Origin of the sequence: Paenibacillus sp. FSL R5-0527 (assembly GCF_038008055.1) — a bacterium.
In the GTDB taxonomy this organism is placed as follows: Bacteria; Bacillota; Bacilli; order Paenibacillales; family Paenibacillaceae; genus Fontibacillus; species Fontibacillus macerans.
The window spans coordinates 5,674,737-5,689,269 of the sequence record NZ_JBBOYI010000001.1 but is presented as its reverse complement, the minus strand read 5'-3'; the positions used below and the strand labels follow the sequence as shown (position 1 = coordinate 5,689,269).

The window sequence follows — 14,533 nt, the reverse complement described above, 5'->3', positions numbered from 1 at the left end:
ACAGACCTTACCATACTCATCTTTCCACAATCTTTCTAAGATCTAACAGTCTTGAAAGAACTTGATCCGTCGATGCAGAAACAGTTGAAAATGTATTTTATGACAGAAAAATGGTGCATGATGTCATGAACAAGGAGAGGGGGCTATTTAAACAGTAAAATAAACAATACTTTTTATTTAGAGGTGGATCAATTATGCATTTAGAATTCAGAAACGTAAGTTACAGTTATAACGGGGTGCAAGATGTGTTAACGAATGTTAGCTTCTCCATTGATAACAGTGATATTTTTTGCCTATCCGGACGTAATGGAGCGGGGAAAAGTACGCTGCTGAAATTACTGACCAAGATCAATTGTAATTATACAGGTGATATTTTGCTGGATGGGAAAGAGCTGAGAAGATGGAAGCGGGAAGAGGTGAACGGTAAAATAGGCATTTGTTTTCAGGAATCTGAATGTATATGGATACAATTATGAATAATATCACTTTAGGAAAACAAGGGATCCCTATCGAGCGGTTAAATGATTATATTGATTTATTGGATACCAAGAAATTTATCCAGGAGCATGGCAACGACCAAATCATCGGAAAGAATTTTTCTTTGTCAGGCGGCCAGCAGCAGATTATTGCGATTTTACGGAACATTTTTGTCAATAAAGAGGTCCTCATTTTTGATGAGCCAACTGCAAATTTAGATCGCATTGTCAAACAAAATTTTATGGCGATATTGGAAGAACTTAAGCCAGACCATACCATAATATTAATTACGCACGATAGGGATTTGGAGAGCAAATTTAATAAAATCATGTTGAGTGCTTAAGTTATGCATTACAATTCTTATGCTGAAAATTTGTCGATAGGGAGAAAGATCGAAAAGGTAGAACCGCTCCCCAAGTTTGATTTCACCCGAATATATCCTCCTTCGGCAGTTAAAATCTCCCTGGTTAAAAACAATCCGATACCGACGCCTTCCTGCATCTGTACAACGGAGGAGCGATAGAAGCGTTTGAATATCTTTGTCTGTTCTTCCTCGGCAATTCCTATTCCGGTATCGGTAATATCGATCCGGCAGAATAACTCGTACTCAATAACCCGAACGACGATGCTTCCTCCCTTATCCGTGTATTTTACGGCGTTATCGACAACGTTATAGACGGCCTCCGCGGTCCATTTCAAATCGAAGCGGGCATGGATGGCCGTATCTGCCATAATGTTTTATAATGTTCTGGCCGGCTTATTAAACTTCCGATGTGCTGTTAGCTTAGTTTTTGTGTCTCTGCTGCAGCCCGCGAACGCAGGGACAAAGCGAGCATCGCCGGGATCAAGGCAATTGCCACGCCAACCCCGCCGAGCCAACCGACCGCGGCAAGGGACATCCCTTCCACAATAATGCCGCCGATGACGGCCCCCGCGGCCATCCCCAACTGTACGATGGATGTGTTCAAGCTTAGGACGATCCCCGAAGCCTCCGGCGCCATGCCGATTAGGAAAACTTGCTGGACCGGTCCTGTCGACCAAGCGAAAAAGGCCCATAACATCAGCAAAGGCAGTACGAGGATAGACGAATGGGGGAACGCCGCCAGTAAAAATAAGACACCGGTGTGAAAAAGCAAGCCTCCGATTATCGTGCGGGGGATTCCCCATTTATCCGCGCCGTAGCCGCCAACTTGGGAGCCAAGGAGACTGGCCAACCCGAAGGCAAACAAAGCGATGCTTACCATTTGTTCGCTCATTCCCGTAATCGTCAGAAGGAACGGCGAGATATAGGTGTAGAGAATCGTGTATCCGAATATCCAGAAAAAACTGATGGACAAAGCCACGGAGATTCGGGGACTTTTCAGTAAGGAAAGTTGTTCACGAATCGGAACGGGAGCATCTCCCTGCGCTTTGGGGATCGCCAGCAAAAGAACAAACATCGCGATCAGGCTAAGTACTCCGATACCCGTAAAGATCAGTTTCCAATCATAAGTACCAGCAATAATCCTCCCCAGCGGAACCCCGAGAATGAGCGCGAGGTTAAAGCCCAGAAGAACGGTAGCGATGGCGCTGCCTTGCTTGCCGGGATGAGCGATCTTGGTCGAAACGGTCAGGGCGACGACCATAAATACCCCTGTGCTTATCGCCAAAATAATTCTCGCCCCGAACAGCATGGCGAAACCAGTCGTTGTGACGGTAATGACGTTGCCTGCGAAAAATAACGCTAGGGCCGCCAGCATCAGTTTTCTTCGATCCATTCTAGCCGTGAGTGCAATTAGAATGGGAGTTCCGATCGCATAAGCAAGCGAGTAGACGCTAATGAGCTGCCCGGCCGCCGCTACCGATACCCCAATATCGCTTGCGACCATATCCAATATGCCGGCGATAACGAATTCCGAAGTTCCGACCAAAAAGCTGACAATGGCCAGCACATAAATTTTCCATGAGTTCCTCATGTGGTTCCTCTCCTTATTCATTTTATTTTCACACTTCTAGAACTATAGAAATCATGATTAAAAAAAAATTACGACAATAAATAAGGGGCGTATTTCTCCGCCATTTCCCGATTGACGCTATAGTAAATAAACGATCCGTCCTTGCGAAAATCAATCAAGCCGGAGTCCGTCAATTGCTTCAGATGATGCGATAGCGTTGAACCGGCAACCGATCCAAGTCTTTCGCCGACTGCGGTGAAGCATAAATAATCCTCTTTCGCAAGCAATAAAGCGATTTTCAGCCGGGTGGGTTCCCCCAAAGCTTTATACACTTTTACCGCTTGCCCGATATCTTCTTGAAGCTGCCCCATTTATAGTCTCCTTTCCACATGTTCTGCAGTTCTATAACTGTCGAAATCTATATTAGCATTGCGTTACTTAAAAGTAAAGGGGGCGTGCTTCCTGGAATTCGGTGTTTTCGCCCCCCTAATTTCAAGCATCCGCATATACCAACTCCACCACCAGATGCTCGTCATAGTTGCCAAAGCTTTTGCCAAACAGTGTAACCCCACCCTGATGCAGAGCATCGTCTTCCACGGAGATCCTTAGCGTCCATTGCTTGCGCCGGATATCGACGTCGTTCAGCGTAACGCCGGATAGCTTAACGCCATCCATATAAGTCCCCTCATCCGTGACGCGCAACTGCTTCAACAGCCCGTATTGGTTCGTATATTGCGGCCACCAATCGGGGGTGAATCTTCCCCGCTGATCGCCGTAATCTCCCGGACTCGTCCAAGTTCCGAGCTTGACCTCATTTAGGGCAAACGTAATGTCGGACGGATAGTTGTTGTTGACGCCGGGCGCTTCCGAGGCGATTTCCATCATGATCAAGAGCTCGCGGGGCCGCTGGCTCGACAGCAGGAAATTCGGGCATTTGTATTCGATATAGCCTTTGCCGAACCACAGGATGGCGGCATGGATCCGTTCCTGATCCCAGAAATACCGGGGATCGTCAAAGCTCCCTATAATATGGCTGGTCGTGGCCAGGCCACAGGTAGGCTCGATATGGAAATCGGAGTAATGCCCGATCGGAATTTCGGTCCGATGGCTTTGGCGGGTTGCGGCTTGTTCGGCCGGAAAAAGAATTTCAAGCGAAGTGGCGGCCAGGGAGCAGATTTTTTGCAGCCCGCTTTTGCCCGGGGCCATTTGCGTGGCGATCAAGCCCGCTTCACTAAGCTTGCGCACGTGCATGGTCATGATGGCGCTGGATAAGTGGACGGCGCCGGCCAGTTCCTTCACGTTCATCGGCCGCTCGGCCAATAAACGCAAAATATGCAGCCGCACGGGGCTGGCTAACGCTTCGTAAACGGGCAAAGATTTTTCCGTTAGATCGAGTTTCATCGTGTTTCCGCCCTTTTCGATTTAATTAATATGTATATTACTTAAAAGTCGAATGGTTTACAATACTCAAAATGAATCGGGTGATTTTCCTGGAATATGATTGACGTTGGTTGCAATGTGCGACTATAATGAGTTTGTAGTATATAAACTAATTAATATAAATATTAATTAAGGAGTGAAACGACCGATGACGCTGAAGGGTGTACTTAACGCCGATGTGGGGCAAGGAACGATCAACCGGAACATTTACGGCCATTTTTCCGAGCATTTGGGCAGATGCATTTATGAAGGGATTTGGGTCGGGGAGGACTCGCCGATTCCAAATACGAACGGGATACGCAGGGACGTTGTGGAAGCGCTTAAAAACATTAAAATCCCGGTGCTGCGCTGGCCAGGAGGCTGTTTTGCCGACGAATACCATTGGAAGGACGGAATCGGCCCGCGCGCAGACAGAAAGCGGATGGTCAACACCCACTGGGGCGGGGTCGTAGAAAACAATCATTTCGGCACCCATGAATTCATGGAGCTGTGCCGCCAGTTGGAATGCGAGCCTTATATCAACGGCAACGTAGGCAGCGGAACCGTTCAAGAGATGTCGGAATGGGTGGAATATTTGACGTTCGGCGGCGAATCCCCAATGTCGCTGCTGCGTGCGGAGAACGGGCGGGAAGAGCCGTGGAAAGTGACCTACTTCGGGGTCGGCAACGAAAACTGGGGCTGCGGCGGAAACATGCGTCCGGAGTATTACGCCGACGTATATCGGCGTTATCAGACATACGTGCGCAACTACGGCGACAACAAAATTCACCGGATTGCCTGCGGACCGAATTCGGACGATTACAACTGGACGGAGGTCTTGATGCGGGAAGCGGCCCGCTTCATGGATTCGCTTACGTTGCATTATTACACGGTCCCTGGAGAATGGCAGAATAAAGGTCCGGCCACGGGGTTTGCGGAGCGAGAATGGTTCACGACGATGCGGAAAGCGCTGCATATGGACGAGTTGATCACCCGCCACAGCGTTATCATGGATAAATACGATCCGGAGCGGCGGGTCGGGCTGATCGTGGACGAGTGGGGCACCTGGTACGACGTGGAGCCGGGCACGAATCCCGGATTTTTGTACCAGCAGAACACGATTCGCGATGCGCTGGTCGCCGGACTTACGCTGAACATCTTCCATAAACATCATCAGCGCGTGCGCATGGCCAACATTGCCCAAACCGTGAACGTACTCCAGGCGGTGATCCTGACCGAAGGGGAAAAAATGATCCTGACCCCGACGTACCACGTCTTCGACATGTACAAGGTGCATCAGGACGCCGAATTCCTGGACCTGACGCTGGACGCTGGAAGCCTCAGCTTCGATGGGGAGGAAATTCCCGCGGTGTCCGCCACGGCCTCAAGGGACAGCCAAGGCAAAATCCATATCAGCTTGTGCAATCTGAGCCATCTTGACTCAAATGAAGTGATTCTGGATATCCGCGGGTTGGCGGGGCAAAAGCTGTCCGTCGCCGGAACGGCGCTGACCGGGGACAAGATCGATGCGCACAACACGTTTGCCGCGCCGGACAACGTCAAGCCGCAGCCGTTTTCCGGCTTTGCGCTGCAGGACGGCCTGCTCACGGTCACGCTGCCGCCGATGTCGGTCACTACGCTGGAACTGACGACGGAAAGCTAAGGAGCGCTCAAAATGGCGGGAGAAACGGCGGAATGCAAAGGCTGCCGGGAGGAATACAAGGTGACCGAGGCGCAAATCGCCCGCATTTTAGCGTCGCCGATGTTCGCTGCGGAGCACTGCGTGCCCGATGAGGTTTATGAACAGCGGCTCAAGGCCTGCGGCGCCTGCCCTAAATTCGAGAACGGCACGACCTGCCGGGTTTGCGGCTGCATCGTTCCGGTCGTCGCCAAGCTGAAGGAGCGTGCCTGCCCCATGCCGGGCGGCGGCAGGTGGCCGGGGTAAGAGCGGACTGAGAAGTTTTCGGAGCGAATTGGGTCACTTTACAGTAAAAGAGCTTATGCCAGCGCTGGCATAAGCTCTTTTACTTATAATAATTCGATTAATTCACCAGGCTCGAAGGCCAGTTGCCGTACCAAGCATATCCGGTTCTTCTCTCTTGATCAATATCGCTGAGCTTGTACTTCACTACGCCATCACGCCCTACAAAGATAGGTTTGTTCGTACCGATCTCGTAAAAGCGGGCCCAGATCGGAGTCGTTACACTGGGGTCGTCCACAACGATCACGTCATCGCTTGTTTTTACTATTCGGATTCCGGTAATCTTAACGGCTCTAAACCAATTTTCCGCAGCTTGAATCGAAGCCTTAATTTGCGTGGTAGCCGGTCTGGTTTTTAAGAATTTTACAATACCTACACTTTCACTGGCGGTAAGAGAAGGAACTTCGTATGCTCTTGCCCCTGCCGGTTTTAGCGTGGCGGAGTCATGCTGTTGTCCCCAAACGGTCAGCTTTCCGTTAGCGACAACCTGAGTATTTAACAAACAGTCCACGCCTTTTGCAACAGCGGATTTGCTGCGATTGGCCAAAGAACTGTCTACGAAGGAAAAGTCGCCTTTCTTGTTGGCAACTTCGTCAAGCAGAATCATGACATTGACCATGGCATTGTCATTGTAAGTAATGTGTTTATGATAGCCCGAGCTTTGGTAAATCTGCGGCCATCCGCCGTTGGTGTATTGCATGTTTAATAAGAAATTGATTCCTTTGATAGCTGCGGCGGAATATTTGCTGTCTTTGGTTTTGGCATACTCAGCCGCTAGTCTTCTTATTTCCGTATACGTGGCCTTGTTGTCAATCGTGGACTTCGCCCACTCCCCGCTGGTTACTTTGTAATCCTTTTTCCAGCCGCCATCGGCCTGCTGGTTTTTCAGAATGTCCGAGATGCTCGCAGTGGTTCCGCTGGCATCGGCGGCGAATACGGTTGCGGAAGGCAGCGACAATCCGCCGAAAATCGTCAAAACCAGTGCTAAGGCCAATACCAAGGATACGTTGCTTGCTTTTGTTTTTAACATCACACATCTCCTTTAATATGAAAGTTTGGCAGATATGTTGAGCACCCCTCCCTCAAGTTCCACGTATTGTATGCGTTTACATTATGTGACTCCATTATAATAAACAAAGAATAATATGTCTATCATTGATTTATTTGTAAAATGTTTGTTTTTCCAACGCAAGCAATCTGGTTTTCATCTCCAGGCCGCCGCGGTAGCCGGTGAGCGCGCCGTTTTTGCCGAGGACCCGGTGGCAGGGGACGGTCACGAGCAGCGGGTTGGCCCCGATCGCCGCGCCGACGGCCCGCACTGCGGACGGTTTGCGGATCTGTTGCGCAATGTCCGAATAGGAGCGGGTTTGGCCGAACGGAATGGCGCACAGAGCCTCCCATACGGCAAGCTGAAACGGGGTTCCCTGCAGGTCGAAAGGGACGGTAAAATGCTGCCGCCGGCCGTGGAAATACTCCGTCAGCTCGGCCGCATACGGCTTCAGCCTGCCTTCGTCACGGACGAGCGGACTGCCGGGGAAGCGGCGTCCGGCCCACGCCTCCAAATCGGCAAAAGGCCAGGCCGGAGAACCGACATATGCTAACCCTTTCTCCGTTGCGCAGATATATAAGTTCCAATCCTGATCGGTAAGCTGCGACCAGAATAAGGTTTGGACTTGGGTTGTTTTCATATTGGTAAGGCACCTCCAAAAGTGATAGATCGCTGTAGTTTCCGGCGCTCAACGCATTTGCGATTTTCGATATTCCGCAGGCGTAAGTCCGGTTGTTTTTTTAAACAAGGTGATGAAATAAGCCGGGCTGCCGATGCCGACATCCAGGGCGATGTCCGCCACGGTTCGCCGCGAATGGAGCAGCGCCTGCTTGGCCTGATTGATTCTGCGCTGCTGGATATATTCTCCGGGGGTCATCCGTTTGACGCGTTTAAAAGTCCGCTGCAAATGGAAGGGGCTTCCGTGGCACATGTCGGCCAGCGTTTCCAGCGTCAGCTTCTCCTGGTAATGCGCATCAATGTAATCGGCGATCTGCTCTACCCATTCCGTGTCGGGCAGCGGCCAGCCCTCCGGCTTGCAGCGTTTGCACGGACGAAACCCGGCGGCTTTGGCCTGCTCGGCACCAGCGAATACGCGCACGTTCTCCCGCTTGGGCGGCTTCGATTTGCACGATGGCCGGCAAAAAATCCCCGTACTGGCTACCGCGTAAAAAAACCTTCCGTCATATGCAGCATCGTTATGGATAATCGCCTGCCACTGCTCTTCGCTAATGATGTCACCACGCTTTGTGCGAATATCTTCACGTCCCTCGTCAACGGTTGGATACTTGCCTCCTGCCATAAAGATCACCTCCAGATTCAGTATACCTTTGCCTCCCGGACCAAGCCATGCTTTTCGAATGGAAAAGCAAGATAACGAAATGATAGGATCGCGGATCATGTTAAAACTATAAATGAAGAAGCCGACGGTAGGAGCGGACGCCAAAGTGAGGGAGTTGGGTAGATGAATAACCGATTTTATCCGGGGAAGCCGGACGCGGTTTGGGAAGATCAGGGGCATATGCTGAGGCTGCCGGTTCCCGAGGAATTCAGTTTTGCCGAAAATATGAAGTATTTGTCGCGTTCGTCCAATGAGTGTCTGTTGCGCATCGGCGATCAGCGGGTGTATAAAGCCATCCCGCTGGAAAGCGGAGAAGTTCCCGTCGTAGAGATCAGCGCGGACGGGAGCGATGCGCTGACGGTCCGCTTTCTCGGCGGAACGGCGCCTTCCCGGAAGCGGGATCGTGAAGAGGTGGCCCGCTATGTCAGAGATTGGTTCGATTTGGATACGGATTTACGGCCGTTTTATGAGCTGGCGAAAGAGGATACGCTGCTGCGTGGAGCGGTGGAATCATTTTATGGTTTGCGCAATATGGGAATTCCGGATTTGTTCGAAGCCATAGCCTGGGGGATTATCGGCCAGCAGATCAATCTGGCTTTTGCCTACACCTTAAAGCGCCGCCTCGTTGAGCAGTTCGGGCGGTCCGTGGATTGTGAGGGAGAACGGTACCTTGTATTTCCTTCCGCCGGGGACATCGCCGCCTTGAACGTTCAGGATCTGGAGGGAGTCCGCATGACCCTGAAAAAATCCGAATACCTGATCGGGGCGGCCCGGCTGATCGCTGCGGGAGAATTGACGAAGGAAGGGCTGCGGGCGGCAGGCGGGATCAAGGAAGCGGAGAAACAGCTTGTCGGTATCCGCGGGATCGGACCGTGGACGGCCAATTACGTGCTGATGCGCTGCCTCAGAATGCCGGACGCTTTTCCGGTTGACGATGTCGGATTGCATAACGCGGTCAAGCATGTGCTTGGAATGGACCGGAAGCCGGCCAGAAAGGAGCTTTTGGCATGGGCGGAAGGCTGGAAAAAGTGGGAGTCTTATGCGACCTTCTACTTGTGGAGAGTGCTGTATTAGCATTTGATAATTACCGGCGAGTATGGAAGCAGGCAGCCGCCGTGAAAGATATCCGGAGCTGCCTGCAGGTGATTTCCGTTTAAGTGCGAGTTCAAAAAGTTGGGTTTTCAGGACCGAAGCTTATGCTTCCGAAGTGCGTTTTCTCAAAACGCTTGAGTTGAAAGAAGCTAGGGACGAAAGTAGCGGAGCGTAGACAGATCTACGTGAGTCAAATGTTTCCGAAGGAAACATGCTTCGGAAGCATCCGCTTGGAAGGCCCAGCTGAATTCAAGATTCGACGTCGAGTCCTCTCCCTGTACTGCTTCGTCATGGGAAGACGACTTTTTGAACAACCTTTTTAAAATTATCTGGCCATCCAGCCGCCGTCGACGCACAGAATGTGCCCGTTGAGATAGTCCGAAGCGGCGGAGGCCAGGAATACGGCCGGGCCTTTCACGTCGTCCGGCGTACCCCAGCGGCCGGCGGGAATGCGGTCCGTAATCGAAGCCTTGCGGTTTTCGTCGGCGCGGATCGGCGCCGTGTTGTCCGTAGCCATGTAGCCGGGAGCGATCCCGTTCACTTGAACGCCGCTCTCCGCCCACTCGTTGGCGAACGCTTTGGTCAGTCCGGCCACGCCATGCTTGCTGGCCGTATAGCCGGGAACGTTGATCCCGCCTTGGTAGGAGAGCATCGAGCAAATGTTGATGATTTTGCCGCTGCCTCTTTCGATCATATGGCGGCCGGCGATCTGCGACAGCAGGAACACGGTGTTCAGGTTGATGTTAATGACGTCGAACCAGTCTTTTTCGCTGTGGTCTTTGGCCGGCGTGCGGCGGATAATTCCGGCATTGTTGACGAGAATGTCGATATGTCCGGTGAGCCCCAGCGCTTTGTCAAACGTCTCCTGCAGCTTGCTGTGATCGCTCAAATCAACGATGATTTCCGCCCCTTTTCTGCCGAACGCTTTAATTTTCTCAACCGTTTCCGCGCTGGAGCCTAATGAAGCGCTGACGACGTCGGCTCCCGCTTCGGCCAATCCTGCGGCGATTCCCTGGCCGAGACCGCCGGCCGCACCCGTAACTAAAGCCGTCTTCCCCGTTAAATCAAACCATTTCATGAAAAATACACTCCTTATCATTTCAATTTTCCGTTTCAATGCTCGATAATGACCCCGGTATGTTCATACTTGCGCGCCGTGTCGGCGCTAAGTCCGCCGTCGGTGATGATCCGCGACAGTTCTTTGAGCGCGGCGAACGTGCGCAGCGCCGTTTGTCCGAATTTTTGATGGTTCATGACGGCGATCGTCTCGCGGGCCGTTTCGATCATAGCGCGCTTGAGGCCGATCAGATCGCCGGTATAAATCGACAGCCCATGTTCCGGATGGATTCCTGTCGCCGAGATAAACGCTTTTTGAATGTTCAGCTGCTTGACGTAAGCCGCCGCCTCCGGGCCGGCCAGCATGTTGCGGACCCGGTAGCCGCCCGGAACAACGAGGCGGATCTGGTCTTTGGCGGCAAGTTCGCCGATAATATATACATCGTTGGTAATGACGGTCAGCGGGCGGTTGTCGAGCCGGCGGGCGATTTCCAGCGTGGTGCTGCCTCCGTCCAGGGCGATAATGTCGTCCGCTTCGATATGAAGCAGCGCTTTGCGCGCGATGTCGGCTTTCTCCTCCGCATGCTTGGCCAAAGGCTCCCGGGAGGGCAATATCCCGAATTGGTCCCCTTGCGCTAGCACCGCCCCGCCATGTATGCGGACCAGCAGGCCCTGCTCCTCCAGCTTGGCGAGATCTTCACGGATCGTCTTGCCGGTAACCCCCAAAGTTTCGCTTAATTCCGCTACCGTAATCTCCTTGTTCGTTAGCAGAATCTCCATGATTTTCTCGTACCGCCGTATCTGACTCATCGTATAGCTTCACTCTTCCGTTAAGGTTTTGCTTTCTAAAATAAGAGTTCAAAAAGTCAGGTTTTCAGCACCGAGAAGGTTGAATGAAGCAGGGACTGAGTAGCGGAGCGTAGGATAACCTACGTGAGCAACGGAAGGCCCAGCTGAATTCAAGATTCGATGTCGATTAAGCTTCTTGACCAGCTTCGTGATCAAAAGATGACTTTTCGAACAACCTTTCTTATTTTAAATCTTTCATCGCCACGGCGTCCATGTCCCCGTAAGCTTTGTTGTCGCCGGCCATGCCCCAGATAAACGTATAATTGCTTGTACCGACGCCGCTATGGATCGACCAGCTCGGCGAAATGACGGCCTGTTCGTTACGCATCACGATATGGCGGGTTTCGTCGGGGGCGCCCATCAGATGAACCACAATGGAGTCCTCCGGCAGATCGAAATACATATAAGCTTCCATTCGGCGAGGATGCACGTGGGCCGGCATGGTGTTCCACATGTTGCCCGTCTTGAGCTGGGTCATCCCCATCACAAGCTGGGAGCTTTGAATGCCGTTTTCGTGAATCAGACGATGGATCGTCCGCTCGTTGGAATTTTCGATCGAACCGAGCGCGGCCGATTCCGCCTCGGCCAAAGTCGTTTTGGCTGTCGGAAATTCCTTGTGGGCCGGAGCGGAATTCAAATAGAATTTCGCCGGCTTCGCCGCGTCCTTGCTCTTAAAAATAACTTCCCGCGATCCTTTGCCCACGTACAGGCAGTCCTTGGTGTCCAATTCGTATTCGGTGCCGTCCACCACGATCGATCCCGGCCCGCCGACGTTAATGGCGCCAAGCTCGCGCCGCTCCAGGAAATAGGATACGCCCAGCTCCTTGAGATCGGTTTCAAGCTTCACCTCGCCATTTACCGGCGCGGCCCCGCCGACGATCAGGCGATCCTCGTGCGTGAGCACCAATTCAAGCTTATCCGGCGTAAACAGTCTGGGAATCAAAAATTCCTGGCGCAGCCGGGCCGTATCGAACTGTTTCACTTCATTCGGATGAGAGGCATAACGACGTTCCATTTTTCTATCGTCTCCTTTTTTTGTTTGTTTGGGTGTATAATGTTCATATAGGTTCATATTAATCCCATTTGGGTTCGTTTGGCAAGTGTCATTTGTCACAGCAATTCCCGGCCATCCAGGAGAGCCGAAATTGAACGGCAAAGCGTGTGACGTGGAATTGAGATTCGTTTTAGATTACATTTATCTTAGAACATATACAGAAAAGAGGAATTCCTATGAAAAAGCTGCAGCTCGTACAAAAAATCGTAGAGGAAGGCGTTGTCGCGGTTTTGCGCGGCGAGACGCCGGAGGAAGTCGTGTTAATGGCCGAACAGGCGATTGCCGGCGGCATCAAAGTGATTGAAATTACGATGACGATCCCGTTCGCCTTGCAGGCGATCGAGCAACTGGCCCGTAAATACTCCTGGGATGCGAAGGAGGCGGCGAATTATGCGATTATCGGCGTCGGTACGGTGCTCGACCCCGAGACGGCGCGGGCGGCTATTTTGAGCGGCGCTCAATTTGTCGTCGGGCCGTCGCTGAACCGCGATACGGTGCTGCTGTGCAACCGCTATCGCATCCCGGTCATGCCCGGCTGCATGACGATCAAGGAAATCCAGGAGGCGCTGGAGCTGGGGGCGGACATCGTCAAGCTGTTCCCGGGCAACCTGTATGATCCTTCGATGATCAAGGCGATCAAAGGGCCTCTGCCGCAAGCCAACATCATGCCGACCGGCGGTGTATCGCTGGACAATTTGGGCGAGTGGATCAAAGCTGGCGCGGTGGCCGTCGGCATCGGCTCCGATTTGACGAACGAAGCGGTGAAGCAGCGCAATTTCTCGCTGATCGCCAAAAAGGCCGCGGCGTACAAGGAAGAATATTTGAAAGCCAAGGGATTGAAATAACTTCCGCGGAAAATATAACACCGGCTGTGTTCAGCCGTACGAATGGACAAACTAGCCGTATAAAGCAGGCTGCGATGATTTCGTGCGGCTGCTCAAGCGTTCTGATTGGAAATATCCAATGAGACCATTTTGACACTGGCGTTGCATTAACGCCTGCACAAAATCTCTGGCACACCTAGATCACGCCAGAAATCTAACGGTTGTATTAGTCGCTATTTTGCCAAAAAAGCCCCTTTCTAAATTTTAACGGTTGTGAGCGCGGTTATCTGCTCTAATCTGAGCCCAAATCGCCGGGTTTTAGCTAAATAAGCGCTATGGCAACCGTTAGAATTTGAAAATGGAGATATTGGAGCAAATAGCGGCTGTGGCAACCGTTAGAATGTGGTGGCGAGAAAATGTATCTTGGCGGATTTAATGCAGGCGCTAGTGGCATTTAGAACGAATTCTATTGGATATTTCCAAGTGAGGAGCCAAAATTTCGGTCGTTGTTCGCCAATCTATTGGATTTTTCCAATGTGAGGTGGAGGGATGTAGTTAGGACGGCCTTGGCAGCCGAGCGATCCGGCTTAATCAGCAACAATATCTCTATTTAGGAGGAATGCGGCATGGATTTGGGACTGAAGGGAAAGCGGGCGATCATCACGGGCGGCAGCAAAGGCATCGGTCTGGCTACGGCCTTGACGCTCGCCGGCGAAGGGGCGCAGGTGGCCCTTGTAGCCCGCGGGCTTGAGGCACTGAAGGAAGCGGAAGCTAAACTGATGGAACAAACGGGAGTCAAGCCGCTTATCCTGCAGGCGGACGTCTCTTCAGAATCCGAGGCGCGCCGGGCGGTGGAGCGGGCGGCGGAGCAGTTTGGCGGCATCGATATTTTGGTGAATAACGCCGGAACTTCGGCTGCGCAGCCCTTCGAACAGGTGGATTCGGAAGCGTGGGGCGCCGACCTCGATCTCAAGTTGTTCGGGGCGGTGAACTTCGCCCGGGCGGCCATCCCTCATATGCGAAAGAACGGAAGCGGCGCGATCCTCAACGTCACCGCGATCAGCGGCAAAGCGCCCGGCGCCTCCTCGCTGCCCACCTCGGTCAGCCGGGCGGCCGGGCTTGCCTTAACGAAGGCGATGAGCAAGGATTTGGCGCGCGACAACATTCGCGTCAACGCCGTTTGCATCGGCCTCATCCGCAGCGATCAGATCGAGCGGAAATGGCGGGCCACGGCTCCGGAGCTTACCTGGGAGCAATTTGCCGCCGATCCCCGCTTCGGCATCCCGCTTGGCCGCATCGGCCGGGCGGAGGAGGCGGCGAAGGTGATCGCCTTCTTGGTTTCCGATGCCGCGTCGTATGTTACAGGCACGGCGGTCAACATCGACGGAGGTTCCGCGGCGGTGCTGTAGCGCGGGCGGCTCGTCAACGCAGGTGAATGGGGGCTTGAAACCTATCTATAG

At 52.5% G+C, this 14,533-nt stretch carries 16 protein-coding genes and 1 pseudogene; 7 read left to right on the top strand and 10 right to left on the bottom strand.

Features of this window, described 5'->3' with window-relative positions; translation table 11 throughout:
• Nucleotides 1-194: 194 nt before the first annotated feature.
• Both NYE69_RS25305 and NYE69_RS25300 read left to right on the top strand, forming a co-directional pair.
• Complete coding sequence (locus tag NYE69_RS25305; RefSeq protein ID WP_340928446.1) at nt 195-476, top strand: ATP-binding cassette domain-containing protein; 282 nt, start codon at nt 195-197, stop codon at nt 474-476.
• The gene (locus tag NYE69_RS25300) at nt 461-820 is read left to right on the top strand and encodes an ATP-binding cassette domain-containing protein (RefSeq protein ID WP_340928444.1); all 360 of its coding nucleotides are present in this window, start codon (nt 461-463) and stop codon (nt 818-820) included. Before NYE69_RS25305 ends, NYE69_RS25300 begins: the two co-directional genes overlap by 16 nt.
• Before the next feature lie 17 nt (nt 821-837).
• On the opposite strand, the pseudogene NYE69_RS25295 reads toward NYE69_RS25300, so the two are convergent.
• The 4 genes and pseudogenes from NYE69_RS25295 to NYE69_RS25280 all read right to left on the bottom strand — a co-directional run.
• Nucleotides 838-1,212 (bottom strand): annotated as a pseudogene (locus NYE69_RS25295) (sensor histidine kinase); the annotation flags it as partial.
• Between the two features lie 44 nt (nt 1,213-1,256).
• Nucleotides 1,257-2,432, bottom strand: coding sequence for an MFS transporter (locus tag NYE69_RS25290; RefSeq protein ID WP_340928441.1), 1,176 nt, complete (start codon nt 2,430-2,432; stop codon nt 1,257-1,259).
• Nucleotides 2,433-2,500: 68 nt separating this feature from the next.
• Nucleotides 2,501-2,782 carry an ArsR/SmtB family transcription factor gene (locus tag NYE69_RS25285; RefSeq protein WP_340928440.1) on the bottom strand — a complete coding sequence of 94 codons (282 nt, stop codon included), beginning with the start codon at nt 2,780-2,782 and terminating at the stop codon, nt 2,501-2,503.
• 121 nt (nt 2,783-2,903) lie between these two features.
• A complete protein-coding gene (locus NYE69_RS25280) occupies nt 2,904-3,812 on the bottom strand; it encodes an ArsR/SmtB family transcription factor (RefSeq protein ID WP_340928438.1) in 909 nt (302 codons plus the stop codon).
• A 187-nt stretch (nt 3,813-3,999) separates the two neighbouring features.
• On the opposite strand from NYE69_RS25280, the gene NYE69_RS25275 reads away from it, so the two are divergent.
• Complete coding sequence (locus NYE69_RS25275; RefSeq protein ID WP_340928436.1) at nt 4,000-5,493, top strand: alpha-N-arabinofuranosidase; 1,494 nt, start codon at nt 4,000-4,002, stop codon at nt 5,491-5,493.
• A 12-nt stretch (nt 5,494-5,505) separates the two neighbouring features.
• The gene (locus NYE69_RS25270; protein ID WP_340928434.1) at nt 5,506-5,775 is read left to right on the top strand and encodes a DUF6171 family protein; all 270 of its coding nucleotides are present in this window, start codon (nt 5,506-5,508) and stop codon (nt 5,773-5,775) included.
• A 97-nt stretch (nt 5,776-5,872) separates the two neighbouring features.
• Here NYE69_RS25270 and pelA read toward each other — a convergent pair whose 3' ends face one another.
• The 3 genes from pelA to NYE69_RS25255 all read right to left on the bottom strand — a co-directional run bounded on the left by pelA (nt 5,873) and on the right by NYE69_RS25255 (nt 8,159).
• A complete protein-coding gene (gene pelA / locus NYE69_RS25265) occupies nt 5,873-6,841 on the bottom strand; it encodes a pectate lyase (RefSeq protein WP_328271433.1) in 969 nt (322 codons plus the stop codon).
• Nucleotides 6,842-6,971: 130 nt separating this feature from the next.
• Nucleotides 6,972-7,499 carry a methylated-DNA--[protein]-cysteine S-methyltransferase gene (locus NYE69_RS25260; RefSeq protein WP_340928432.1) on the bottom strand — a complete coding sequence of 176 codons (528 nt, stop codon included), beginning with the start codon at nt 7,497-7,499 and terminating at the stop codon, nt 6,972-6,974.
• A 48-nt stretch (nt 7,500-7,547) separates the two neighbouring features.
• Nucleotides 7,548-8,159 carry a bifunctional transcriptional activator/DNA repair enzyme AdaA gene (locus NYE69_RS25255; RefSeq protein WP_326044244.1) on the bottom strand — a complete coding sequence of 204 codons (612 nt, stop codon included), beginning with the start codon at nt 8,157-8,159 and terminating at the stop codon, nt 7,548-7,550.
• A gap of 162 nt (nt 8,160-8,321) precedes the next feature.
• Here NYE69_RS25255 and NYE69_RS25250 point away from each other — a divergent pair, with 162 nt between their 5' ends.
• The gene (locus NYE69_RS25250) at nt 8,322-9,272 is read left to right on the top strand and encodes a DNA-3-methyladenine glycosylase family protein (RefSeq protein ID WP_340928431.1); all 951 of its coding nucleotides are present in this window, start codon (nt 8,322-8,324) and stop codon (nt 9,270-9,272) included.
• A gap of 343 nt (nt 9,273-9,615) precedes the next feature.
• Here the strand turns inward: NYE69_RS25250 and kduD are convergent, their stop codons facing one another.
• From kduD to kduI, 3 genes are all read right to left on the bottom strand, one after another.
• Nucleotides 9,616-10,368 carry a 2-dehydro-3-deoxy-D-gluconate 5-dehydrogenase KduD gene (kduD, locus tag NYE69_RS25245; RefSeq protein WP_326044246.1) on the bottom strand — a complete coding sequence of 251 codons (753 nt, stop codon included), beginning with the start codon at nt 10,366-10,368 and terminating at the stop codon, nt 9,616-9,618.
• A 35-nt stretch (nt 10,369-10,403) separates the two neighbouring features.
• Complete coding sequence (locus tag NYE69_RS25240) at nt 10,404-11,156, bottom strand: DeoR/GlpR family DNA-binding transcription regulator (RefSeq protein ID WP_340928430.1); 753 nt, start codon at nt 11,154-11,156, stop codon at nt 10,404-10,406.
• Nucleotides 11,157-11,376: 220 nt separating this feature from the next.
• On the bottom strand, nt 11,377-12,210 hold the full coding sequence (kduI, locus tag NYE69_RS25235) for a 5-dehydro-4-deoxy-D-glucuronate isomerase (protein WP_155619942.1): 834 nt from the start codon (nt 12,208-12,210) through the stop codon (nt 11,377-11,379).
• Nucleotides 12,211-12,425: 215 nt separating this feature from the next.
• Between kduI and NYE69_RS25230 the strand changes: the two genes are divergently transcribed.
• Together NYE69_RS25230 and NYE69_RS25225 are read left to right on the top strand one after the other, a co-directional pair.
• Nucleotides 12,426-13,094 carry a bifunctional 2-keto-4-hydroxyglutarate aldolase/2-keto-3-deoxy-6-phosphogluconate aldolase gene (locus NYE69_RS25230; protein WP_328271940.1) on the top strand — a complete coding sequence of 223 codons (669 nt, stop codon included), beginning with the start codon at nt 12,426-12,428 and terminating at the stop codon, nt 13,092-13,094.
• Nucleotides 13,095-13,699: 605 nt separating this feature from the next.
• Nucleotides 13,700-14,482: an SDR family NAD(P)-dependent oxidoreductase gene (locus NYE69_RS25225; protein WP_340928429.1), complete on the top strand. Its 783-nt coding sequence runs from the start codon at nt 13,700-13,702 to the stop codon at nt 14,480-14,482.
• The last annotated feature ends 51 nt before the right edge of the window (nt 14,483-14,533 follow it).